This is a genomic window from Pseudarthrobacter sp. O4, assembly GCF_050157025.1.
GTDB lineage: Bacteria > Actinomycetota > Actinomycetes > Actinomycetales > Micrococcaceae > Arthrobacter.
Genome location: NZ_CP189591.1, coordinates 826536 through 847905, shown reverse-complemented (window position 1 = coordinate 847905; position 21370 = coordinate 826536). Strand labels below are relative to the sequence as shown.

Sequence of the window (21370 nt, the reverse complement as noted above, 5' to 3'; positions counted from 1 at the left end):
CAGCAACACTTGTTTTGAGTCCGGCCCCTTCACCAGATAATGGTGGAGGGGCCGGACTGTTTTCCCTTGATCCACAGAATCACCAACCCCGAGCAAACCAACCCCGAACAGAGGAACAGATGCAGCTTCAGGTGGCACGAATCGGCAAGCCCCACGGCATCCGCGGCGAAGTAACCGTCCAGGTGCTCACCGACGCGCCCGGCGACCGCTTCGTCCCGGGCACCCAGTTCGTGGTGGAGCCCGCCTCGGCCGGCCCGCTCACCATCCTCAGCGCCCGCTGGAACAAGGACATCCTGCTGCTCGCATTCGAGGAGATCGAGACGCGCAACGAGGCGGAAACCGTCCGCGGCGCCAAGCTGTTCATCGAAACCGAGGAACTGGACGAGGACGACGACGACGAGGGCTGGTACGAACACGAGCTCGTCGGCCTGGACGTCCGCGTCGGCGACAAGGTGGTCGGCAAGGTCTCCGGACTGAACACCCTCCCGGTCCAGGACCTGCTCGTGGTCACGTCGCGGGACGGCAGGGAAATCCTGATCCCCTTCGTGGAGCAGATTGTCCCCGAGGTCAACGTCGGCGAAGGCTTTGTCCTCGTCACCCCGCCGCCTGGACTCTTTGAGGTCAACGCCGAAGAGGGCGCCGAGTCCGACGACGCCGGGTCCGAGGACGCTGCCGAGTCCGACGACGCCACTGGAGAAACGCCTAAATGAGGATCGACGTCGTCAGCATCTTTCCCGAGTACCTGGCGCCGCTGGAACTCTCGCTGATCGGTAAGGCGCGCCAGGACGGGCTGCTGGAGCTCAACGTCCACGACCTCCGGGACTTCACCACGGACCGGCACCGGACAGTGGATGACACCCCGTACGGCGGCGGTGCCGGCATGGTCATGAAGCCGGAGCCGTGGGCCCAGGCGCTGGCCGCCGTGGCCGCCGCCCGACCCGAAGCCGCCAGCGCGGAGACCGAGGCGTCTGAAGCGGCGGCCAGGCCGGTCCTGATTGTGCCGTCGCCGGCGGGGGAGCGGTTCACCCAGGCCACGGCCCACGAACTCGCCGAGGAGGACCGGCTGGTGTTCGCCTGCGGACGCTATGAAGGCATCGACGAGCGCGTGATGGAATGGGCGGCCGGACACTTCACCGTGCGGCCCATGAGCCTCGGGGACTATGTGCTCAACGGCGGCGAGGTGGCCGTGCTGGCCATGGTGGAGGCCATCGGGCGGCTGCTGCCCGGCGTCGTCGGCAACCCCGAGTCCCTGGTCGAGGAATCCCACTCGGACGGGCTGTTGGAATACCCTGTCTACACCAAGCCCTCCAGCTGGCGGGACCGCGAGGTGCCGGCGGTGCTGCTGAGCGGCAACCACGGCAAAATCGCCCAATGGCGCCGGCACCAGCAGTACCGGCGCACTGCCGAACGCCGCCCGGACCTGCTCACGGAGTTCGACGCCGCCAAGCTGCCGCGCGCGGACCGTACGGCCTTCTCGGACCTCGGGTACGACGTCGTCGACGGACACCTCAGGCGCCGCCCCGACGCCGGTGCGGAGCAGTCCTAGAGTCCGCGTCGCGCGGGATTGGCCGGAAGCCCCCGGATGTGGCAAAATTAGTCCTTGTGCCTGCTGGGTACGAACCTGCCACAGTGGGGATCGTTATCAACAGCCCGGCACCCCGGCCCTGTCAATTCCTGGCGGAGCCGGACTGAAAATTTTCGGCGGGAATTTCCGGACCGCATTTGCGCCCGGGCTTCGCCGCCGTGACCCAACGTGAATGACCTGTGGCGTTCACCAGGAGTGGATCAATGCATATCCTCGATTCCGTAGATGCAGCCTCGCTGCGCACCGATGTTCCCGTCTTCCGCGCGGGTGACACCCTCAAGGTTCACGTGAACATCATCGAAGGCAAGAACTCCCGTGTCCAGGTCTTCCAGGGCTTCGTCCTGGGCCGCCACGGCGACGGTCTCCGCGAAACCTTCACCATCCGCAAGGTCTCCTTCGGCGTCGGCGTGGAGCGTACCTTCCCGGTGCACTCCCCGATCATCGACAAGATCGAGGTTGTCTCCAAGGGTGACGTGCGCCGCGCCAAGCTGTACTACATGCGTGATCTGCGCGGTAAGGCCGCGAAGATCAAGGAAAAGCGCGACTTCCAGACCAAAAAGTAAGTCCCTTCCGGACTTCACCGCGGGTCCACGGACCGTATCCGGCTTGTCGCCGGAGCATCCGCAACAGCGCCGTTCAATTCAGAAAAGCGTTAGAGGATACGGATCATGGAACAGACAAAACGCCAGCCCAGGAAACTCGGCTGGCGTTTTGCGTTGCTGGCGCTGGCTCTCGCCTTCGTCATCAGCGGGGTGGTCCGTTCGGTCTGGCTCGACGTCTACTTCATCCCCTCCGCCTCGATGGAGCCGCTGTTCCGCGAGGGTGACAGGATCGTGGTGTCCCGGACGGACTTCCAGGCCGGGCCGGTGCGGCACGGCGACGTCGTCGTCTTCGACGGCCGTGGGTCCTTCGCCCCGCTGAACAGCGGCAAGGGCCCGGTGCACGATTTCCTCGCCGCCGCCGGGCGCTGGCTTGGCCTGGCCGGCAGTGAAGACACCTACGTCAAACGCGTCATCGGGCTTCCGGGTGACCACGTGGTATGTTGCGACGCGCCCGGACTCACAGTCAATGGCCAGCAAGTTGCGGAACCATACCTAAATGCCGGCGATGCCCCCAGCGTGCAGACGTTCAGCGTGACCGTGCCCGCCGGACGGCTGTGGCTGATGGGCGACCACCGCTCCATGTCGGCCGATTCCCGGAGCCTGCTCGGCGCCCCCGGCGGGGGAATGGTGCCGCTGGACCGCGTGGTCGGCCGGCCGGTACAGATCATCTGGCCCCTTGATAGATTTACAGCAGTAACACGGCCCACTGCGGCCGCCAACACAACAACGAACGGACAGTAGATGCCCGAGACCGGACCCCGGATTCCTGATCCGCGGGGGCAGGACCAGCCCCGGGTTACCTCCTCAGCGATCCCCACCTCCGTTCAGCCGGTGAGCCCTGATTTCCGGGCTGACCCGGAGCCCGCGGTGGCACCTCAGTACCCGACCGCGGCGCTCCCGCAGGCGCAGGACCCGACGGCGGCTGTGCCGCAGGTGCAGGACCCGACGGCGGCGGTGCCGCAGGCGCAGCGTGCTCAGCGTGCGGGGGCGGGGGCATCTCACGCCGGTCCGTCTCACGCCGGACCCACGTCAAAGCGGGCCAGGAGGGCCAAGGCGAAAGAAGGACGCAACCCGTTCTTCCTCTGGGTAAAGGAAGTGGCCACAGTGGTGGTCGTCGCCATCGTGCTGTCCTTCCTGATCAAGACATTCCTGTTCCGCGCGTTTTACATCCCGTCCGAATCCATGGTCAACACCTTGGACGTGAACGACCGCATCTTCGTGAACCTCCTTGTCCCCGAACCGTTCGCGCTTCAGCGCGGCGACGTCGTGGTGTTTAAGGACACCAAGGGCTGGCTGGTCCCCGCGGCGGAGAAGGTCGACGGCCCCTTCACCTGGGTGCAGGACGGGCTGACCTTTGTCGGCCTGCTGCCGGACAACTCCGAACAGCACCTCGTCAAGCGGGTCATCGGGCTGCCCGGCGACCATGTCGTCTGTTGCGACGCCGGCGGCCAGCTCACCGTCAACGGCGCGCCCCTGGCCGAGAAGTACATCAACGCCGCGGAAGTGCCGCAGGTGCGCGACTTCGACGTTGTGGTCCCCGAGGGCAAGGTCTGGGTCATGGGAGACAACCGGAACCATTCCGCCGACTCCCGCGCCCATCTGGAGAGCAACGGCGGCTTCGTGGACGTGGCCGATATCGAGGGCAAGGCTGCCGTCATCGCCTGGCCGCTGAACCGGATCACGTCCCTGGATAACTACCCGGACGTCTTCCGCGGCGTTCCCGCCCCGGCCGGACAGTAACGGGCAGCGATGTCTGACGCACCCACTCTTGACTACGAACGCCGCTTCCGCAGCTCCGCCCGGCTCCTCGCCGGTATCGACGAGGTGGGCCGCGGCGCCCTGGCCGGGCCGGTCAGCGTGGGGATCGCCGTCATCGACCTCGAACAGCAGCAGCTTCTGGCGGATGTGCGGGACAGCAAGCTGCTAAAGGTGGCAGACCGGGAACGCCTGGTGCCACTCGTCCGGAGCTGGAGCGTTGCCTCGGCCGTCGGACATGCCTCGGCCAACGAAATCGACACCCTCGGCATTGTGGGGGCGCTCCGGCTCGCCGGAACGCGGGCCTGGCTCTCGGTCCTGGCCGGCGGCGTGGTCCCGGACGTGGTGCTGCTGGACGGCAGCCACAACTGGCTGTCTCCGGAGGCCCAGCCCTCGCTGTTTGACGACGGCCCGGCGGAGCCCGGCTGCGACGCGCCGGTGCACACCCTCGTCAAAGCGGACATGCAGTGCCTGAGCGTCGCCGCGGCCAGCATCCTGGCCAAGGTGGAACGCGACGGGCTGATGCGCGAGCTGCACACGGAGTACCCGGCCTTCGGCTGGGACGAGAACAAGGGCTACGGGACCGCCGAGCACAAGAACGCCCTCCGCGCGGCCGGGCCCACGCCGTACCACCGGGTCAGCTGGCGGCTGCTCTAGCCTGCGGCCGGCCTCGACGGTCCGGGCCCGGTGGCGGACCGTTGTGGCGCACCTCGTGGCGCGCGCCCGGCGCCGGATGGTGCAAGATGGAACCATGAGTGCCGAGGACCTTGAAAACTATGAGACCGACATGGAGCTCCAGCTCTACCGCGAATACCGCGACGTCGTCGGGCTGTTCAGCTATGTGGTCGAGACCGAGCGGCGTTTCTATCTGGCCAACCACGTGGACCTGCAGGCCCGCAGCGCTGACGGCGAGGTCTACTTCGACCTGACGCTTCAGGATGCCTGGGTGTGGGACGTCTACCGTTCCGCCCGCTTCGTCAAGAGCGTCCGCGTCATCACCTTCAAGGACGTCAACGTCGAAGAACTCCCGCACGGCGAGGAACTGGCCCTGCCGAAGGTCGAGGACCTGGGGAACTGACGCCCGGCAAATTAGTTGGTCTGTACTGGGTATCTACTTAGCTGAAGTAGATTGTGGCGATTTTTTAGGGGAGCCCGGGCGGTTCCCGGTTTGGACTATCCGGCGACGTTCGGACAGTTCCAAGAGTGGTTCTCGACGGACGAGAAGTGCTTGGACTACCTCGCTCGATTGCGCTGGCCGGACGGATTCGTCTGCCCGCGATGTGGCGGGTCGTGTTGTGGCGAACGAGCGCCAACTTGTGGATGTGCACGGGCTGTTCCCGCCCAACGTCGGTGACGGCGGGCACGCTCTTCGATCGCACCCGGACCCCGTTGCGCACGTGGTTCGCGGCCATCTGGTTCGTGACACCTCTCAGAAGAGCGTCTCGGCGGGCATCAGTACTTCACCCAGCTCGGCTCTGACGTGCCGGCCCATATCGACCTGCCGGCGGTCCATCGAGTGGCGTCCCTCCTCAAGCGATGGATGATCGGGACCATGCACTACGGGGCGTTCCGGGAACAGTTCGCCTACTACCTCGACGAGTTCACATTCCGCTTCAACAGACGCACGTCCACGAGCCGCGGCCTGCTGTTCTACCGACTCCTCGACCAAGCAATCCACACCGGCCCACACCCGCTCAAACCCTCGTGATCTGATCAACCGGATCGCCTCTTTCTCCGCCTCCGAAGGTGGATGCGACATCCTCGTGTGCTCATTTCGTCAGCGCGGGTGTTACCGGGGTGCGGCGTGTTCCATGAGGAATTGCGCCGCGACGGGCGCGAGGAGGCCAGCCTTCGGATTGTGGGCCAGCTTGTACAGCTCGCGGTGCTCTGCGTTGGGTAGGACTTCGGTGATCGCGCGTGCCGCCGTGCGTAGTACTGGCTCGCTTCGGCCACCGGAGAGCACCCGGGGTTGGGGCTGTCACGTGCGCCCAATCCGCCAGGCGCAGCGGCTCGCCGCGCATGAACGCGCTCATCACCGCCCAGCCATGCGGGTCGAGTTCGCTGTCGCCTTGAGTCCGGCCCACCTCGGCGTGACCCGCGTGATCGACACGTACGCCGGCGGGATGCCCATCGAGTCATGTACCGGTGAAGCACCCACCAAGCGATCCCTCACCGCTGACAACCATCAGGACTCGCGGCTCTCGGCCGCCACCGGCATCATCCGCAGGGCCAGCATCCCGCCTTCCAGGAGCCGCTGCTCGATGATCCGCAGCGTGTGCTGGGTTCCGTGCTCCGGCAGCATCTTCTTGCCGTGCCCGAGCACGATGGGCGAGACCAGCAGCACGTACTCGTCGACGAGATTCTCCTCCATGAGCGTTTTGACGAGCGTCGGGCTCCCCCAGACGATCACGTTCTCCCGCTCGCGCAGGGCCCGGACACGGCGTGGTATGTCTTCGGCGATGATCGTGCTGTTGTTCCAGTCGGCCCGTTCCAAGGTCGTCGACACGACGTACTTGGGCATGGCGTTGAACTTGTCCGCGATGGGGTCGCCCGACTGCGACGGCCAGGCGGCGGCGAAGCCGTCGTAGGTGACCCGGCCGAGGAGCATCGAGTCCGCCTCGGCCAGCACTTCGTTGTTGAACGTGCCGGTGGCGTCGCTGAAGAACTGTCCCGACCACAGCTGGGGCTCCTCGGCGACGTTGTCCAGAGTGGTAAAAGCGGTGACGGTGAGCTTGCCCATGAAGATCCCCTTCGGTCGGCGGCGATTCCGTCGCGGAGCGCTGCGTCACAGGATTCGACTTTGCGCCTCTCGAAATTATGCGCCGTCTACACGAACTTGGACACCCTCGGGACTGCCCCCGGTTTGGTTGACTCCTGACCTGTGACGATTCGTCCTCGGTGGGAGGAAGTTGTTGTCTATGTCGGCGGGCGTGACTAACGTCGGCTTATGGCCTTCATCGAGGAGACACCGTCTATCGAGAGCACGCCGACGATGCTCCGTCCCGCCGGTGAGCTCGAGGGTCGGCGGATCCTCGAGTCGTGGCATAGCTAATAGTTGGAGGTGTGGCTGACGGAGCCGCGCCGGCCGAATACAAGGAGCAGGCTTATGCCCTCATCGGTGCTCTACATGTCGATGTCCCTAGACGGGTACATCGCGGGTCCGAACGACGAACCAGGCAACCCCGGCGGCGACGGCTTCGGCCGGCTGCACGAGTGGTTCGTCGCTCCGGACGGGGAGTTCTTCCGGCCGTCCGGGCCGGCCGGGGAGTTGTTCGACGAGATAAACGCGACCGGTGCGGTGCTGTCGGGTCGGCGTACCGCGGAGCAGGCCGATCACTGGAAAGGTGATCATCACGGCGTCCCGGTCTTCGTGCTCAGCCACCGGCCGCCCGGTCCCTCGGTGGCGAACTATCCGTTGGTGACATATGCGACCGACGGGATCGAGAGCGCGATGGCTCAGGCGAAGGCCGCCGCCGGGGACCGGAACGTGTTGGTGCACGGTGCGTACACGGCGCAGCGGGCGGTCGAGGCCGGTGTGCTGGACGAGCTGCAGATTCACCAGATCCCTGTGCTGTTCGGTGGTGGCCGCCGGCTGTTCGAGCTGTTGCCGTCGCGCATCGAGCTGGAGGTCGTTCGGGTGGTCGACACCCCGGAGGCCACCCATATCCGCTACCGCATCCGTCGCTGAGCCGCTCGCGGCGTTCCGTCCGGCGATGGTCGAGCCCATGGCCCGACGGAGCTTATGCATCCAGGCCTACGCCGTCTCGCACGAGCCCGTTCCCAGTACAAGCTGCAAACCCAGCGCCGAGACGCCGTTCTTCTGCGCAGTGACAAACCAGATGGCCGCGAACCACGTCCGCATCGGCGTGCCGGTGCGATCAAAAATGGTCCCCGCCGTTGCTGACGTCCGACGGGAGCACCCGGCACATGTGGACCAATAGTCCAGACCGCTGCACCGCGGGCACACGAGACCACCCGGCCACCACAGCCTCGCCAGGTACTCCAGGCAGGCCTCGTCCGTGGAAAACAGTCCTGAAACCGGCCGAACGTAGCCGGACAGTCATTGCTGGAGACCGGCCGCCCGGGCTGCAAATGTGCCACAAAGCCTACTTCAGCTAAGCAGATACCCAATACCTGGCTACGACAATCAGCGGACTCGTCTAGGTCGTGTCTCAAAGTCAGCTTCCCTACTGCATGGCCAACGGCCTTGCCCGGCTGCCAGGACAGGGGCGGCCCTGAAATCATTTCGCCGGTGCATCGCCTCCTCCGGTATGATCGAGGGATTGTTTTCACTGCTGGGAGCCCATGAGGTTCGCGTGTGGCCTCCCCGGCAGTTCCCAGGCTGAGAGCAGGTTTCGTTAATGGCATGTCGTATCAGTGAGCTCGTGCTCGGTTGCCGCGACCCTGAGGTGCTGGCGCGTTTCTGGTGCGAGGTCCTGGACTTCGTCGTGCTCGATCGCGAGGACGACGGCTCGGTGGAGATCGGGCCGCGCGAAGGGTTCGGCGGTCCGCAGCCGACGATCATCCTCAGTCGCAGGGATGAGCCGGAGAAGGGGAAATCCCGGCTGCACATCGACGTCAACGCCACCGACCGCGATCAGGACGCCGAGCTCGAACGCCTTCTGAAGCTCGGTGCGCGCCCGGCCGACATCGGCCAGACAGGGGAGGAGCAGTGGCATGTCCTGACCGACCCCGAAGGCAATGAGTTCTGCCTGCTCAAGGCCCGCCTGGACCCACTCTGATGCTCATCGGTCACATCTCGACATCAGGTACCTAGGGGTCTGCCTCGAAGTCCGGTGTGACGGGCGTGTCGTGATCGTGAAGTAAGTGAGTTCTCCCGTAGAGGTTCATCGACCAAGAAGAACCTGAACACCGGAGACCTCGTGGCAACCCCAGCGGTGACGAGGCGGCTTGACCTGACCGATGAGCGGTGGGCGCGGCTGGAACCGCTGTTGCCTGTGCCCACGCGGTCGGGTCGGCCGTCGGAGTGGACGAAACGGCAGCTCATCGACGGGATCAGGTGGCGGGTGCGGGTCGGTGCGCCCTGGCGGGACGTCCCGGACTGCTACGGCTCCTGGCGGGCGGTGTATGCGCTGTTCCGGCGGTGGGAGCGGGCCGGGGCGTGGGCGCAGATCGTCACCGCCCTGCAAACCCGGGCGGACGCGGCCGGACTGATCACCTGGGACGTCAGCGTGGACAGGCCGTCCCCGCACACGGCCCGACAAGGTCCGGGCGGACAAGGCCTACAGCGCCCGCGCAAACCGCGCTTACCTGCGCCGACACGGCATCGCCTGCACCATTCCCGAACCAGCAGACCAACAACAACACCGCTAGAACCGCGGCCGCCCTCACAGGTTCAGCCCGGACGACTACCGAGCCCGGCACGCCGTCGAATGCGGAATCAACCGACTCAAACGCCACCGCGCCGTCGCCACCAGATACGACAAACTCGCCGTCCGATACGAAGCCATCCTCCACATCGCCGTCATCAACGACTGGTTCCTGACCTCACTTTGAGACAGGCCCTAGTCCTCCACCGATAGACGACAGCCCGGAGTTTCCCACATAGGGGCAGGGAGCCCTGTGCCGCTTCTGCGTGGCACCCCAGTCTGGTGTCATGAGAGCAAAAGATGTGCTGGGCCGGCGCGGCGAAGAACTCGCCGCCGAATACCTTGAAGCCCAAGGCATGCGGATCGTTGACCGCAACTGGCGGTGCCCGGAAGGCGAAATAGACATCGTCGCGCTCGACGGCGACGCGCTGGTCATTGCGGAAGTGAAGACCAGGAAATCCCTTGACTACGGGCACCCCTTCGAGGCTGTCGGCGTGGACAAGCTGGCCCGGCTGCACCGTCTGGCGTCCGCCTGGTGCCGCGACCACGAGTTAAGAATGCCGTTGCGCCGCGTCGATGTGATTGCCGTGCTCGACGACGGCATCGGCGACCCGGCGGTGGAACACCTCAAAGGGGTGGGCTAGATGGCGTTGGGCCGGACCTACTCGGTGGCCCTCGTCGGACTCAACGGTTACATCGTCGAAGTCGAGGCTGACATCGGCCAGACGCTGCCGGCGTTCATCATCCTGGGTCTACCGGACGCCTCGCTCAACGAGGCCAAGGAGCGGATCCGGTCTGCGGCCCAGAACTCGGGTATCCCGCTGAGCCGCCGAAAGATCACAGCCAACCTCATCCCGGCTTCGCTGCCGAAACGCGGTTCCGGCTTCGACCTGGCCATCGCGATGGCCGCGCTGTTGGCTTCGAACGACATCAGATCCACGGGGCGCACCGTCTTCATTGCCGAACTGGGCCTCGACGGCAGGCTGCGGCCGGTCCGCGGCGTCCTGCCCGCGGTCATGGCTGCGGTTCGGGCGGGATACCCGGATATTGTAGTGGCGCACTCCAACGCCGCCGAAGCCGAGCTTGTGCCCGGCGCGCGTGTGCAGGGTTACTCGACGCTGGCGCGGCTGGCTTTTGACTTCGGTGCCGATCCGCAGGATCTGGCCCTCGGCTTCGAGCCCGGGCCTGAGGACCGTGACGGGGAAACCGGACCGGAGGCAGGTTCAGCCATCCCGCCCGACATGCGTGACGTCTCGGGGCAGGCCGATGCCCGCAAGGCCGTGGAAGTCGCGGCCGCCGGCGCCCACCATCTCCTGCTGACCGGACCGCCAGGAGCGGGGAAAACGATGCTGGCCGAGCGGCTTCCGGGACTCCTGCCGGACCTGGGAGACACAGAGGCGATGGAAGTTACCGCCATCCACTCCCTCTGCGCCCTCACCTCCGCGTCCGTGCAACTGCTGCGCCGGCCGCCCTATGAGAATCCACACCACACTGCCACCTCGGCCGCCATCATCGGCGGCGGGTCAGGGCTGCCCCGTCCGGGCGCCGCCTCCCGGGCACACCGCGGCGTGCTGTTCCTGGACGAGGCACCCGAATACGAACGCCGGGTGCTGGACGCACTCCGGCAGCCGCTGGAGAGCGGGGAGCTGGTGATCCATCGTTCGGCGGGCACGGCTGCTTATCCTGCCAGGTTCCAGCTCGTCCTCGCCGCCAACCCGTGTCCTTGCGGCAAGGCGTCAGGAAAGGGGGTTGATTGCACCTGCACCCCCACCATGCGGCGGCGCTATCTTTCCCGTCTGTCCGGTCCGCTGCTGGACCGGGTAGACATCCAGCTTGAAGTCGAGCGGGTTTCATTGGCCGATTTCGGTCAGACGGGTTCTGAGGAGGACACCGCCACGATCGCCGAACGGGTCCGGACAGCAAGGAACCGTCAGTCGGAGAGGCTCATGCCGTTCGGATTCGAGACCAACGCACAGGTCCCCGGACGGCTCCTCAGGGGTGCCTTGCGGCTGGGGCCACCCACCACGCGGATCCTGGATCTCGCCCTGGAGCGTGGCGTGCTTACGGCCCGCGGTTACGACCGCGTGCTGCGTCTGGCCTGGACGTTGGCAGACCTAGCCGCGCGGGACACCCCCGGTGCCGACGACATCGGCCAGGCCCTCGGCCTTCGGCAGGCAGCCGCTGCCGCCTAAGGGTCGGCGCCGCGCCGCGCACTGCCCCCACACCTGGACAGCACCAAACGCCGGGCGAACGATCGATGAGCCTGCGAAAGGACACCATGATGATGAACGAAATGACAGCCCGGGCGGCGTTGTCCCGCCTGTTCGAGCCCCAGGACGCCGCAGGCCTGGCGCTCGTGCACGTCGCCGGGGCGGAGGACGCGTTGCGAATCGCTACCGGCGAAGCCGCGGCAGGCCCGGAGCTGGAACAGGAAATGTCCCGGGTACTGGAAGACAACAGCTCCGGTGGCGGCTGGACAGGCCTGGCAGCCGCACGGAAGCGCTGGGCGCCCCGCGTCCCTGATCTGGCGCCCGCAAGGGACCTGGCCACGATGCAACGACTGGGCGGACGCCTGATCATCCCGTCGGACGAACTGTGGCCCCGACAGCTCGCGGATCTCGGCCTGCAGGAACCGATCTGCCTCTGGTGGCGCGGCGTAGAGCAGCCGCTGCCTCCCGGCGCCAAATCCATTGCTCTGGTGGGCTCCCGTGACAGCACCGCCTACGGCTCTGCCGTGACCGGCGATCTCGCCTACTCGCTGGCGCAGCGGGGCTTCACGATCATCTCGGGCGGCGCCTACGGCATCGATGCGCACGCTCACCGGGCGGCTCTGGCCGGCGGCGCCGGGGGCATGCCCACCATCGCCGTGATGGCAGGAGGAGTGGACCGGTTCTATCCCTCCGGCAATGAGGACCTGCTTCGGGCGGTCGCCAACCAGGGCGCTGTCCTCGCCGAGGTTCCGCCAGGCTCCGCGCCCACCCGGTTTAGGTTTCTCCAGCGGAACAGGCTCATCGCGGCCCTGGCATCCGTCACGGTGGTCGTCGAAGCCCGCTGGAGATCGGGTGCCCTCAACACGGCACACCATGCCGAAACCCTGGGCCGGGCCGTCGGGGCCGTGCCCGGGTCGGTGCACAGCGCCAATTCAGCGGGCTGCCACCGTCTGCTCCGGGAAGGCGGCGCGGTTTGCGTCACGGACGCGGGGGAGATTGCGGAGCTCGCCGCCCCAAGCGGGGAATCGCTGCCGGAGACAAAGACGGGCAGGGTGGAAGTCCAGGACGGCCTGACCCTGGAGGACCTCATCCTTCTTGACGCCCTTCCGCTGCGGACCACCAGCTCCGTCGAAAAGCTCACTGCAGTGGCGGGGCTGAGTGTGGACTCGGTCCGTGCCGGACTCGGCCGGCTCGGGCTGCTGGGTCTGGCCGAGTCCCATCGGGGAGGCTGGAAACGCTCGGGGAAGGGAGGATGAGAACTAGGCTGGGTTTCTACAACCTGGGCCCGTGTCCTAAATCTAAGGACGTGCCGCGCCAGCGCGTGAAACCCGCCGCCACCTAAGTTGAAGCGATGAGATTACGACTTCGCCAGGAAGGCAACTTGATGTCCGCGAGAGGCTGCCGTCTAGCCCCGTTGTTGGTTTACCGCAGCTTGGAGAAGCATGAACGCTATTACGACAAAGATTAGACTAACGAGCATCACGACCATGGCACCCAAAAATAAACCAATGCTCCTATTAGACTTACCGGATTCCGGCTTCCGTGCGTCATTTATTCCCCAAATGATCCCTGCGATCGGAAGGATTGGGAGAACCAGTGCCCAAATAAAACCAGTGTTGCTGAGGATGTTCCGATTGCCAACTAAGTAATCTCTAAAAACCTCGACTAAGGATTGCCCGAACAGGACGACCACAGAAGCCAGGATTCCGGCAACCAAGTTGCCGGTAAAAGTCCAAAACTTGGTTGACTGAAAAACGTTAGAAATCCCAGCGGACACGTTACCCCCTAATGATGAAATACCGACGGCCTACTCTGCGGCATAGATCTAGGCGTTCGCTCAGGCTCAACAGGTCAGGCTGCGAATAGGGCGAAGTCGGACGGCGGAGAGTGGCGGCTCATGTGATGTGACAGCCATAAGGGGGAACGCACGTTCGACACTGAAGAATCAACGATGATCCCGCCTCTAAGGTATCTAGATGTTGACAGCTTGGACGTATCAAGGCGCAGCAGATGATGCCGTCATCAGCTTTGGGAGTATGAACATTCTCCCAATTTCTATAGACGGTCATCCGCCCAATGCGCGGACGTGTCGCCCATCTAGTCTGCGGGGGCGCCGCTCGATCTGGATGACTGGTTCGGACGTAAGTAGCGTCCTCCGAGCCAAGCCGTCATATTCCGGATGGCAATCGGTCAAAGCCATCGGTTCGGGCCTCTAAACCGTCTACGAGCATCTTGACGAGCGGAAGCAATTCGACGCCGAGACCGACGACGTCAAGCGCAAGCGTGCATGTTTGCTAGCCGCAAGAAACCTTCTGAACTTCCTAGGATAGACGGACAGTCCTGAGTGGCATATGGCGAATTGACTACGGCCACTGGCGAATAGAGCCCCTCCACCGAGTTGACGTTAATATTTGGAGCGGCCCCCGGCTGAGATGAAATCGGCGTAGCAACGTGTCGTCGTTGCCTGAAGAGGGCAAGGGCAGAACTATGAACCACACAAGAAGCTGAAGATATAGGGCTGGTAGCCGGTGAAGTCCAAGACGGTCTCGAGGACGCAGCAGATCGACACAAATTTGACTCCTGCGATCCCGACACGGATCCTGGCGCGCGAAAGAGGGCTGCTGAGTCTGGCCGAGTCCCATCGGGGAGGCTGGAAACGCTCGGGGAAGGTGGGGTGAGCGATGACGGGCGGGCAGGCTGCAGCGGTGGGCGGTCAGGCTCGGCGGCGGCTCGCCGACGGGCTTCTTGATTGCCGTGTGAATCCTGCGAGAGTAGGGGAGTGTCTACTCCGCAGATCCCGGCCGCGCTGGCCACCGCCGCCGACGGCTTCAGCCGCTATCTGGTGGCGGAGCGGGGACGCTCCATCCACACTGTCCGCGCCTACCTTTCCGACGTCGGCAGCCTGCTCGCCCATGCCGCGTCCGAGGGCGTGGAAGACCTTGCCGGGCTGGAGCTCGGCACCCTGCGGCGCTGGCTCGGTGCCCAGAGCGAAGCGGGCATGTCCCGCGCCACCCTGGGCCGCCGCTCCGCCACCGCCCGGGCCTTCACCGCCTGGGCGGTCCGCGAGGAACTGATCGAAACCGACCCGGCCCTCCGGCTGAGAGCGCCCAAACGGGAGAATTCCCTGCCCGGCGTGCTGCACCAGGGCCAGGTCCTCCGGCTGGTGGAAGGGGCCGAATCTGCCGCCGCCGAGGGTGGGCCGATGCCGCTGCGCAACCGGGCCATGGTGGAACTGCTGTATGCCACCGGCGTGCGGGTGGGCGAGCTTGCCGGCCTGGATGTCGATGACCTCGATCCGGACCGCCGGACCCTGCGCGTGCTCGGCAAGGGCAACAAGGAACGCACCGTGCCCTACGGGCTCCCGGCGGCACTCGCCGTGGACGACTGGCTCCGCCGCGGCCGGCCGGCCCTTGCCACGAACGCCTCGGGACCAGCCCTGTTCCTCGGTGCCCGCGGCAAACGGGTGGACCAGCGCCAGGTCCGCAGCGTGGTCCACGAGCTGCTGGGGGCGCTGGGGGACACCGCGGCCACCGGGCCGCACGCGCTGCGCCACTCAGCCGCCACGCACCTGCTCGACGGTGGTGCTGACCTCCGCGCGGTGCAGGAAATTCTCGGCCACAGCAGCCTGGCCACCACGCAGATCTATACCCACGTCTCCGTGGACCGGCTCCGGAAGAGCTACCAGCAGGCCCACCCGCGCGCCTGACAGCTTGTCATAAAGCCGTACCCGGCGCCTTGGATGGCTCCCTGCGCCACCCCGCACGGCGCGCCGGGAAAGACGCGCCGAATTTCACTGGCGTAATTAGGTGGGGTACGGCAGAATAAGACCCACGCCCACCAACTTTCAAGTGTTGCTTGAAGCTCTTCGCCTCTAGCTCCACCCAGAAACCGGGCAGTAATTTAATAGTCTGGCAGGGACCACCCGCACAACTACGGACCCGCGCAACAGACAGACATCCAGGCAGAGGTCGTTGGGGAAGACGTACCTACAGCTATGGAGGATGGAATGTCTGTTGCACTGACCCGCGGTGTGTTGTTTGTTCACTCGGCCCCGACGGCCCTGTGCCCCCACGTTGAGTGGGCCATAGGATCTGTCGTGGACAAGCGGACCGACCTTGAGTGGACGGCTCAGCCGGCTGCGCCTGGAATGTTCCGGGCCGAGCTGTCGTGGACCGGGAATCCGGGCACGGGGGCTCAATTGGCGTCCGCTCTCCGGGGCTGGGCGCACTTGCGCTACGAAGTCACCGAGGAGCCCAGCCAGGGCGTCGACGGGGGACGTTGGTCGCACACCCCCGAGCTCGGCATCTTCCACGCCGTCACCGACGTGCACGGCAACATCATGGTCTCCGAGGACCGCATCCGCTACGCCTACGAATCCGGCGCCGGCGACCCCTCTGCGGTCTACCACGAGCTCTCCCTCGCCCTCGGCGAAGCCTGGGACGAGGAACTGGAACCCTTCAGGCACGCCGCCGAAGGCGCCCCGGTGCGCTGGCTCCACCAGGTCGGCTAGAACTCCTCGGCTGGAACTGCTCGGACTGAGCGCCGGCGCAGCGGATCACCGCAACACACCCCATAGCTATGCCAAGAGACGGATGGCGGCAATGTTCACGAAGAACATTGCCGCCATCTGTCGTCTCGGCGGAGGAACGGGACCGCTAGATGCTCCGCACCGCGATGACGGCGTTGTGGCCGCCGAAGCCGAAGGAGTTGCTCAGTGCCACGATGCTGCCGGAGGGCAGCTCGCGCTCGGAAGTGACGACGTCGAGCGGGATCTCCGGATCCTGGTTCTCCAGGTTGATGGTCACCGGCGCCTTGCGTTCGTGCACTGCCAGCACGGTCAGCACGGCTTCCACCGCACCGGAGGCACCCAGCAGATGGCCCATCTGGGACTTCGTCGCGGAGACCGCCACGCTGTCCAGCTGGGCGCCCAGGGCGGCCTTGAGGGCCGTGTACTCGGGCTTGTCGCCCACCGGTGTGGAGGTGGCGTGCGCGTTGACGTGCACCACGTCCTCGGCCTGGATCCGGCCGTCGAACATGGCAGCCTTGAGCGCGCGAGTGGCGCCCAGGCCCTGGGGATCGGGCGCGGTGATGTGGTAGGCGTCGGCCGTCACCGAGGTGCCTGCGAGCTCGGCGTAGATCCGCGCGCCGCGGGCGAGGGCGTGTTCCTCGGCCTCGAGGACCAGCGCGCCGGCGCCTTCACCCATGACGAAGCCGTCGCGGCCGAGGTCGTAGGGGCGCGAGGCGCGCTCGGGCTCATCGTTCCGGCGTGAGAGGGCCTGCATGGAGGCGAACGCTGCGATCGGCATCGGGTGGATGGCGGCTTCGGCGCCGCCGCAGACCACGACGTCGGCCTTGCCGGAGCGGATCAGTTCCAGGCCCATGTGCACGGCCTCGGTACCGGAGGCGCAGGCGGAGACCGGGGTGTGGGCGCCGGCGCGGGCGCCCAGGTCAAGGCTGACCGCCGCCGCGGGTCCGTTGGGCATCAGCATCGGCACGGTCATGGGCAGGACGCGGCGGGGGCCCTTTTCACGCAGGGTGTCCCAGGCATCGAGCAGGGTCCAGACGCCGCCGATGCCGGTGGCGAAGGCCACGGCGAGGCGGTCGTGGTCGATCTCCGTGATGCCGGAGTCGGCCCAGGCCTCGCGGGAGGCGACAACGGCGAACTGCGTGGACGGGTCCATCCGCTTGGCTTCGACCCGGCCCAGGACCTCAAGCGCGGGGGTGGAGGCGCGTGCTGCAAAATGCACGGGCAGCTCGAACTTGGCCACCCAGTCGTCCTCGAGCGTGTGCGCGCCGGAGACGCCCTTCAGCGCGTTCTTCCACATCGTGGGGACATCGCCGCCAATGGGTGTGGTGGCACCCAGACCGGTAATGACTACTTTGCGTGCCATGGGATCACTCTCTGTCGGTGCGCCTGCCGGGTCCGGATTCTGGAAAGGACTGCCGGGGCCTGCGTGGGGAAAACTCTGTGGTCATGCGAACTTGTTATGCGAACTTGTCATGCGAAATGGTGCTGCAAAATCTGTGCTTCAAAAAAGCAACAGGCAAAGTGGTCCGGTCCGGGGTGCTGCTGCAGCGCCCCGGACCGGCCACGGATCTCAGCCGTTGCCGGCAGGAGCCAAAACGGTCAGGATCAGGCCTGGGCGTTGGCGATGAAGCTGACGGCGTCGCCGACGGTCTTGAGGTTCTTGACCTCTTCGTCCGGGATGCGCACGCCGAACTTTTCTTCAGCGTTGACCACGATCGTCATCATGGAGATGGAGTCGATGTCCAGGTCCTCGGTGAAGGACTTGTCCATTTCGACAGCTTCCGTGGCCAGGCCGGTCTCTTCGTTGACGATTTCAGCCAGGCCGGCCAGGATCTCTTCGTTGCTAGCCATTGATGGCTCCTTTTCTTGTAGTTGCCCTCCGCAGCCGGTGCTCCGGCTGCTTCGGACGGAAATGATTCAAACCGAGAATTCGGCTTGGTGTGGGAATCCGTACTGTGGAAGAACGTATTCAGTTCAGGGGAGGGCGCGGGCGCCTACGGAAGCACGATCACTTGGGCACCGAACACCAGTCCGGCACCGAAGCCGATCTGCAGTGCAAGCCCGCCGCTCAGCTCAGGGTTTTCCTGCAGCAGGCGGTGGGTGGCGAGGGGGATGGAGGCCGCCGAGGTGTTGCCCGCTTCGGCGATGTCCCGGGCGATCGTGACCGTCTCGGGAAGTTTCAGTTTCTTGGCCATCTCATCGATGATCCGCATGTTGGCCTGGTGCGGGATGAAGGCCGCGAGGTCATCGGCCGTGATGCCGGCAGCCTCCAGCGCCTGCTCGGCCACTTTGGCCATCTCCCAGACTGCCCAGCGGAAGACCGTCTGGCCGTCCTGGCGCAGCGTCGGCCACAGCGCGGCGTCCGTGACTGCGGCTTCTTCTTCGCTGAGGGCAGTGCTCCGCTTGCCGGTCAGTGCCAGTTCGCGGATGTCCAGCATCGAGTGGGTCATGCCGATCGCATCCCACTTGCTGCCGTCCGAGCCCCACACCGACGGGCCGATGCCGGGGGTGTCGGAGGGGCCGATCACGACGGCGCCGGCACCGTCGCCGAGCAGGAAGGAGATGGTCCGCTCGGTGTTGTCGATGACGTCGGAAAGCTTTTCCGCGCCGACCACGAGGACGTAGTCGGCCGTACCGGAGCGGACCAGGGCGTCGCCCTGGGCGATGCCGTAGCAGTAGCCCGCGCAGGCGGCCGAGATGTCGAAGGCCGGTGCCGGCGTCGCACCCAGGCGGTCGGCGAGGCTTGCGGCGGCGGAAGGTGTCGCGTAGGGATGCGTCACGGTGGAGACGATCACGGCGCCGAGCTGGGAGGCGGCGATCCCGGCCTTATCCAGCGCCTCGCGGGCGGCGCCTTCGGCCATGTCGATCACGCTGACATCGGCCGGGGCGCGGTGCCGGGTGATGATGCCGGTGCGCTGGCGGATCCACTCATCGGAGGAGTCGATCCACTGGCAGACATCCTCGTTGGTGACGATCACGCTCGGCCGGTAGGCTCCGACCCCCATGATGCGGGTGTTCTCGTGCACGGGCAACTGCTTCAGGGCGGGAACGCTCATGCCTGTCCTTCCAGTTCTGCGAATAGGGCCAGGGCGGCTGAGAGGTCGTCCGGGGTCTTGACAGCTACGGTCTTCAGGCCGGGCATGCCGCGCTTCGCGAGCCCGGCAAGCGTTCCGGCCGGGGCCAGCTCAATGACTCCGGTCACGCCGCGCTGCACCATCGCCTCCATGCACAGGTCCCAGCGGACCGGGCGGGACACCTGGGCGATGAGGCTGTCGACGGCGGCGCCGCCGTCGGTGACTGCTGCGCCGTCGTAGTTGGACAGGAGGGGGACCTGCGGATTCCGCGGGTGGAGCGAGGGCCGCAGGGCCTGCAGCGCCGCGACGGCCGGGGACATGTGCGAGGTGTGGAAGGCACCGGCAACCTTCAGCGGAATCACCCGGGCCTTGGCCGGTGGATTGTCCGCGAGGGCTTTGAGCTGGTCCAGGGTGCCTGCGGCGACAATCTGGCCGGCACCGTTGACGTTCGCAGCGGTGGCGCCGCAGGCCTCGATGGCGGTCAGGACCTCGGCGGGGTCTCCGCCCACCACGGCGCTCATGCCGGTCGGAGTGGCAGCAGCGGCGGCGGCCATGCCGTTGGCGCGTTCGCGGACAAACGTCATGGCTTCGGTTTCGGTCAGGACCCCGGCCAGGGCCGATGCCGTGATTTCTCCGACGGAGTGACCGGCGAGGATCACCGGAAGAGTGCCGAGTTCGACGTCGAACAGGGACTTGGCGGCGACCAGCCCGGCGGCAACGATGAGGGGCTGCGCGACGGCGGTGTCCTTGATGGTCTCCTCATCAGAGGTGGTGCCGTGGGCGGTGAGGTCGATACCTGCTATCTCGCTGAGGGAGGCCAATTGGCCTGCGACGGGTGGCAGTTCCAGCCAGGGGGCCAGAAAACCAGGGGTCTGGGAGCCCTGTCCAGGGCAGACGATTGCAAGCACGTATCCAGCTTTCCAAATTACTGCGTGATCAATGGTGTTTTCATGCACCAAGCTCACAGGGTCAGTTTGTAGGAAGTCTACAACGGGTCAGGGGTTGTTGCGGGACGGCTGGCGTTCCGTGGCGGGCTTCGGCGGGGCCGAAAGACGGCCCACGACGAGGGCCGTCTGCAGCACGAAGGCCTCCCGCGGCAGGAGCGGATCCCAGCCGGTGACGTCGCAGACCCGCTTGAGCCGGTAACGGACGGTGTTGGCGTGGACGAAGAGCTCCCGGGCTGTGGCTTCGAGTGAGTGGCCCAGCTCGATATAGGTGCCGAGGGTCTCCACGAGCCCGTTGGAGGCCGCCAGCAGGGGGCGGTAGATGTTCTTGACGAGGGACCGCCGGGCGGCGTCATCGCCCGAGATCACCCGTTCCGGCAGGAGGTCGTCGGCCGCCACCGGGCGAGGGGCGGAGGGCCAGGCGCGGGCGGCGGTCAGGCCGGCGAAGGCCGACTGGGCGGAGCCGCTGGCCTCAAGCAGTGACCCCGCCTCGGCACCGTAGACCACGGGGCCCGGGGCGAAGAGTTCGCTGAGTTTCAGATAGGCCGTCTCCTGGTCATGGACACCGCCGAGAATCAGGATCAGCCGGTCGCCCTGGATTCCCACCAGCGCGTCCTCGGCGAAGCGGCCGGCCGTTCGGCGGAGTTCGCTGACGTAGCTGGCGCTGGGCTCGGACGGTGAATTCCCCACCATGACGGTGAAGCGTTCCTGCGCCTTCCAGCCCAGGGCGGCGATCCGGGAGCGCAGGGCGTCGGTGTTTTCGCCGCGCAGGATGGCGTCCACGATCAGGGCTTCCAGCCGCGTGTCCCAGGAGCCGCGGGACTCCGCGGCCCGGGCATAGACGTCGGCGGCGGCGAACGCGACCTCGCGTGAATACCGCAGCACGGCCTCGCGCAGGGCGGACTGATCTGCTTCAGGGGCGATCACGGGGACCTGGTCCTCGACCACCTCGACCACGATCCGGATGAGTTGGAGCGCCTTCTGCAGGCTGATGGAGCGGGTCAGCTCTGTCGGTGCGGTGCCAAAGACATCGGAAAGGATCCACGACGGCGAACTGGGACGCTCGTACCAGGTAACGAACGCCGCGATGCCGTTCTGGGCAACCATGCCGAGGGCGGAGCGCTCGTCGGAGTTCAGCCGGCTGTACCACGGCAGGGACTTCTCCAGCTGGCGAAGCGTCGTGGTGGACAGCTGGCCCACGCTCGCCCGCAGCTTTTTGAGGGTCTCGGCCTTCTCCGGCGTCATCGCCTTCGAAGCCGGCTTGCGTTTTACGGGAGTGGTGATCGGCTCTGCCATGCATCGAGCATACGGTGCCCGCCGCCCAAGCTCCATTTGTGCAAAG

At 66.1% G+C, this 21370-nt stretch carries 20 protein-coding genes and 3 pseudogenes; 16 read left to right on the top strand and 7 right to left on the bottom strand.

The annotated features are described in order from the left end of the window. The first annotated feature begins 119 nt into the window (after positions 1-119). From rimM to ACQCSU_RS03870, 8 genes and pseudogenes are all read left to right on the top strand, one after another. Positions 120-710 carry a ribosome maturation factor RimM gene (gene rimM, locus ACQCSU_RS03905; protein ID WP_426978378.1) on the top strand — a complete coding sequence of 197 codons (591 nt, stop codon included), beginning with the start codon at positions 120-122 and terminating at the stop codon, positions 708-710. Then, positions 707-1546, top strand: coding sequence for a tRNA (guanosine(37)-N1)-methyltransferase TrmD (gene trmD / locus ACQCSU_RS03900; RefSeq protein ID WP_426978377.1), 840 nt, complete (start codon positions 707-709; stop codon positions 1544-1546). The genes rimM and trmD overlap by 4 nt, the downstream gene beginning before the upstream one ends. A 242-nt stretch (positions 1547-1788) precedes the next feature. Continuing rightward, on the top strand, positions 1789-2148 hold the full coding sequence (gene rplS, locus ACQCSU_RS03895) for a 50S ribosomal protein L19 (RefSeq protein WP_354246957.1): 360 nt from the start codon (positions 1789-1791) through the stop codon (positions 2146-2148). A gap of 105 nt (positions 2149-2253) precedes the next feature. Continuing rightward, a complete protein-coding gene (gene lepB / locus ACQCSU_RS03890) occupies positions 2254-2928 on the top strand; it encodes a signal peptidase I (protein ID WP_426978376.1) in 675 nt (224 codons plus the stop codon). A gap of 126 nt (positions 2929-3054) precedes the next feature. Continuing rightward, entirely contained in the window at positions 3055-3927 is an 873-nt protein-coding gene (gene lepB / locus ACQCSU_RS03885; RefSeq protein WP_426978375.1) for a signal peptidase I, read from the top strand. A gap of 9 nt (positions 3928-3936) precedes the next feature. Beyond that, positions 3937-4599 (top strand): ribonuclease HII, encoded by a 663-nt coding sequence (locus ACQCSU_RS03880; RefSeq protein ID WP_426978374.1) that lies wholly within the window; start codon positions 3937-3939, stop codon positions 4597-4599. 94 nt (positions 4600-4693) lie between these two features. Further along, complete coding sequence (locus tag ACQCSU_RS03875) at positions 4694-5020, top strand: DUF2469 domain-containing protein (protein ID WP_426978373.1); 327 nt, start codon at positions 4694-4696, stop codon at positions 5018-5020. A gap of 51 nt (positions 5021-5071) precedes the next feature. Next, positions 5072-5650 (top strand): annotated as a pseudogene (locus ACQCSU_RS03870) (transposase). A gap of 477 nt (positions 5651-6127) precedes the next feature. Here the strand turns inward: ACQCSU_RS03870 and ACQCSU_RS03865 are convergent. Further along, positions 6128-6682 carry a dihydrofolate reductase family protein gene (locus ACQCSU_RS03865; RefSeq protein ID WP_426978372.1) on the bottom strand — a complete coding sequence of 185 codons (555 nt, stop codon included), beginning with the start codon at positions 6680-6682 and terminating at the stop codon, positions 6128-6130. 366 nt (positions 6683-7048) lie between these two features. On the opposite strand from ACQCSU_RS03865, the gene ACQCSU_RS03860 reads away from it, so the two are divergent. Further along, on the top strand, positions 7049-7630 hold the full coding sequence (locus ACQCSU_RS03860; RefSeq protein WP_426978371.1) for a dihydrofolate reductase family protein: 582 nt from the start codon (positions 7049-7051) through the stop codon (positions 7628-7630). A 69-nt stretch (positions 7631-7699) separates the two neighbouring features. Here the strand turns inward: ACQCSU_RS03860 and ACQCSU_RS03855 are convergent. Further along, positions 7700-8034, bottom strand: a pseudogene (locus ACQCSU_RS03855) (transposase); the annotation flags it as partial. A gap of 269 nt (positions 8035-8303) precedes the next feature. On the opposite strand from ACQCSU_RS03855, the gene ACQCSU_RS03850 reads away from it, so the two are divergent. From ACQCSU_RS03850 to ACQCSU_RS03820, 7 genes and pseudogenes are all read left to right on the top strand, one after another. After that, entirely contained in the window at positions 8304-8684 is a 381-nt protein-coding gene (locus tag ACQCSU_RS03850; protein ID WP_426978370.1) for a VOC family protein, read from the top strand. A 174-nt stretch (positions 8685-8858) separates the two neighbouring features. After that, positions 8859-9459, top strand: a pseudogene (locus tag ACQCSU_RS03845) (transposase). A 100-nt stretch (positions 9460-9559) separates the two neighbouring features. Beyond that, complete coding sequence (locus ACQCSU_RS03840; RefSeq protein ID WP_426978369.1) at positions 9560-9916, top strand: YraN family protein; 357 nt, start codon at positions 9560-9562, stop codon at positions 9914-9916. After that, on the top strand, positions 9917-11464 hold the full coding sequence (locus ACQCSU_RS03835; protein WP_426978368.1) for a YifB family Mg chelatase-like AAA ATPase: 1548 nt from the start codon (positions 9917-9919) through the stop codon (positions 11462-11464). 65 nt (positions 11465-11529) lie between these two features. Next, complete coding sequence (gene dprA, locus ACQCSU_RS03830; protein ID WP_426978367.1) at positions 11530-12738, top strand: DNA-processing protein DprA; 1209 nt, start codon at positions 11530-11532, stop codon at positions 12736-12738. Between the two features lie 1523 nt (positions 12739-14261). Next, the gene (locus ACQCSU_RS03825; RefSeq protein ID WP_426978366.1) at positions 14262-15188 is read left to right on the top strand and encodes a tyrosine recombinase XerC; all 927 of its coding nucleotides are present in this window, start codon (positions 14262-14264) and stop codon (positions 15186-15188) included. A gap of 300 nt (positions 15189-15488) precedes the next feature. After that, the gene (locus tag ACQCSU_RS03820) at positions 15489-15992 is read left to right on the top strand and encodes a DUF3145 domain-containing protein (protein ID WP_056426723.1); all 504 of its coding nucleotides are present in this window, start codon (positions 15489-15491) and stop codon (positions 15990-15992) included. Positions 15993-16137: 145 nt separating this feature from the next. Here the strand turns inward: ACQCSU_RS03820 and ACQCSU_RS03815 are convergent, their stop codons facing one another. The 5 genes from ACQCSU_RS03815 to ACQCSU_RS03795 form a co-directional block, all read right to left on the bottom strand. Then, entirely contained in the window at positions 16138-17373 is a 1236-nt protein-coding gene (locus ACQCSU_RS03815; protein ID WP_426978365.1) for a beta-ketoacyl-[acyl-carrier-protein] synthase family protein, read from the bottom strand. A 242-nt stretch (positions 17374-17615) separates the two neighbouring features. Then, on the bottom strand, positions 17616-17861 hold the full coding sequence (locus ACQCSU_RS03810; protein WP_018773434.1) for an acyl carrier protein: 246 nt from the start codon (positions 17859-17861) through the stop codon (positions 17616-17618). A 143-nt stretch (positions 17862-18004) separates the two neighbouring features. Then, the gene (locus tag ACQCSU_RS03805) at positions 18005-19066 is read right to left on the bottom strand and encodes a beta-ketoacyl-ACP synthase III (RefSeq protein ID WP_426978363.1); all 1062 of its coding nucleotides are present in this window, start codon (positions 19064-19066) and stop codon (positions 18005-18007) included. Beyond that, on the bottom strand, positions 19063-19992 hold the full coding sequence (locus tag ACQCSU_RS03800) for an ACP S-malonyltransferase (RefSeq protein ID WP_426978362.1): 930 nt from the start codon (positions 19990-19992) through the stop codon (positions 19063-19065). Before ACQCSU_RS03800 ends, ACQCSU_RS03805 begins: the two co-directional genes overlap by 4 nt. 87 nt (positions 19993-20079) lie before the next feature. Then, positions 20080-21324 (bottom strand): PucR family transcriptional regulator, encoded by a 1245-nt coding sequence (locus ACQCSU_RS03795; RefSeq protein WP_426978361.1) that lies wholly within the window; start codon positions 21322-21324, stop codon positions 20080-20082. Positions 21325-21370 lie beyond the last annotated feature (46 nt).

Coding starts and splice junctions, on each gene's coding strand:
- rimM (WP_426978378.1), top strand. CDS start 120: ATGCAGCTTCAGGTGGCACGAATCGGCAAGCCCCACGGCATCCGCGGC.
- trmD (WP_426978377.1), top strand. CDS start 707: ATGAGGATCGACGTCGTCAGCATCTTTCCCGAGTACCTGGCGCCGCTG.
- rplS (WP_354246957.1), top strand. CDS start 1,789: ATGCATATCCTCGATTCCGTAGATGCAGCCTCGCTGCGCACCGATGTT.
- lepB (WP_426978376.1), top strand. CDS start 2,254: ATGGAACAGACAAAACGCCAGCCCAGGAAACTCGGCTGGCGTTTTGCG.
- ACQCSU_RS03880 (WP_426978374.1), top strand. CDS start 3,937: ATGTCTGACGCACCCACTCTTGACTACGAACGCCGCTTCCGCAGCTCC.
- ACQCSU_RS03875 (WP_426978373.1), top strand. CDS start 4,694: ATGAGTGCCGAGGACCTTGAAAACTATGAGACCGACATGGAGCTCCAG.
- ACQCSU_RS03865 (WP_426978372.1), bottom strand. CDS start 6,682: ATGGGCAAGCTCACCGTCACCGCTTTTACCACTCTGGACAACGTCGCC.
- ACQCSU_RS03860 (WP_426978371.1), top strand. CDS start 7,049: ATGCCCTCATCGGTGCTCTACATGTCGATGTCCCTAGACGGGTACATC.
- ACQCSU_RS03850 (WP_426978370.1), top strand. CDS start 8,304: ATGGCATGTCGTATCAGTGAGCTCGTGCTCGGTTGCCGCGACCCTGAG.
- ACQCSU_RS03840 (WP_426978369.1), top strand. CDS start 9,560: ATGAGAGCAAAAGATGTGCTGGGCCGGCGCGGCGAAGAACTCGCCGCC.
- ACQCSU_RS03835 (WP_426978368.1), top strand. CDS start 9,917: ATGGCGTTGGGCCGGACCTACTCGGTGGCCCTCGTCGGACTCAACGGT.
- dprA (WP_426978367.1), top strand. CDS start 11,530: ATGAGCCTGCGAAAGGACACCATGATGATGAACGAAATGACAGCCCGG.
- ACQCSU_RS03820 (WP_056426723.1), top strand. CDS start 15,489: ATGTCTGTTGCACTGACCCGCGGTGTGTTGTTTGTTCACTCGGCCCCG.
- ACQCSU_RS03815 (WP_426978365.1), bottom strand. CDS start 17,373: ATGGCACGCAAAGTAGTCATTACCGGTCTGGGTGCCACCACACCCATT.
- ACQCSU_RS03810 (WP_018773434.1), bottom strand. CDS start 17,861: ATGGCTAGCAACGAAGAGATCCTGGCCGGCCTGGCTGAAATCGTCAAC.
- ACQCSU_RS03805 (WP_426978363.1), bottom strand. CDS start 19,066: ATGAGCGTTCCCGCCCTGAAGCAGTTGCCCGTGCACGAGAACACCCGC.
- ACQCSU_RS03795 (WP_426978361.1), bottom strand. CDS start 21,324: ATGGCAGAGCCGATCACCACTCCCGTAAAACGCAAGCCGGCTTCGAAG.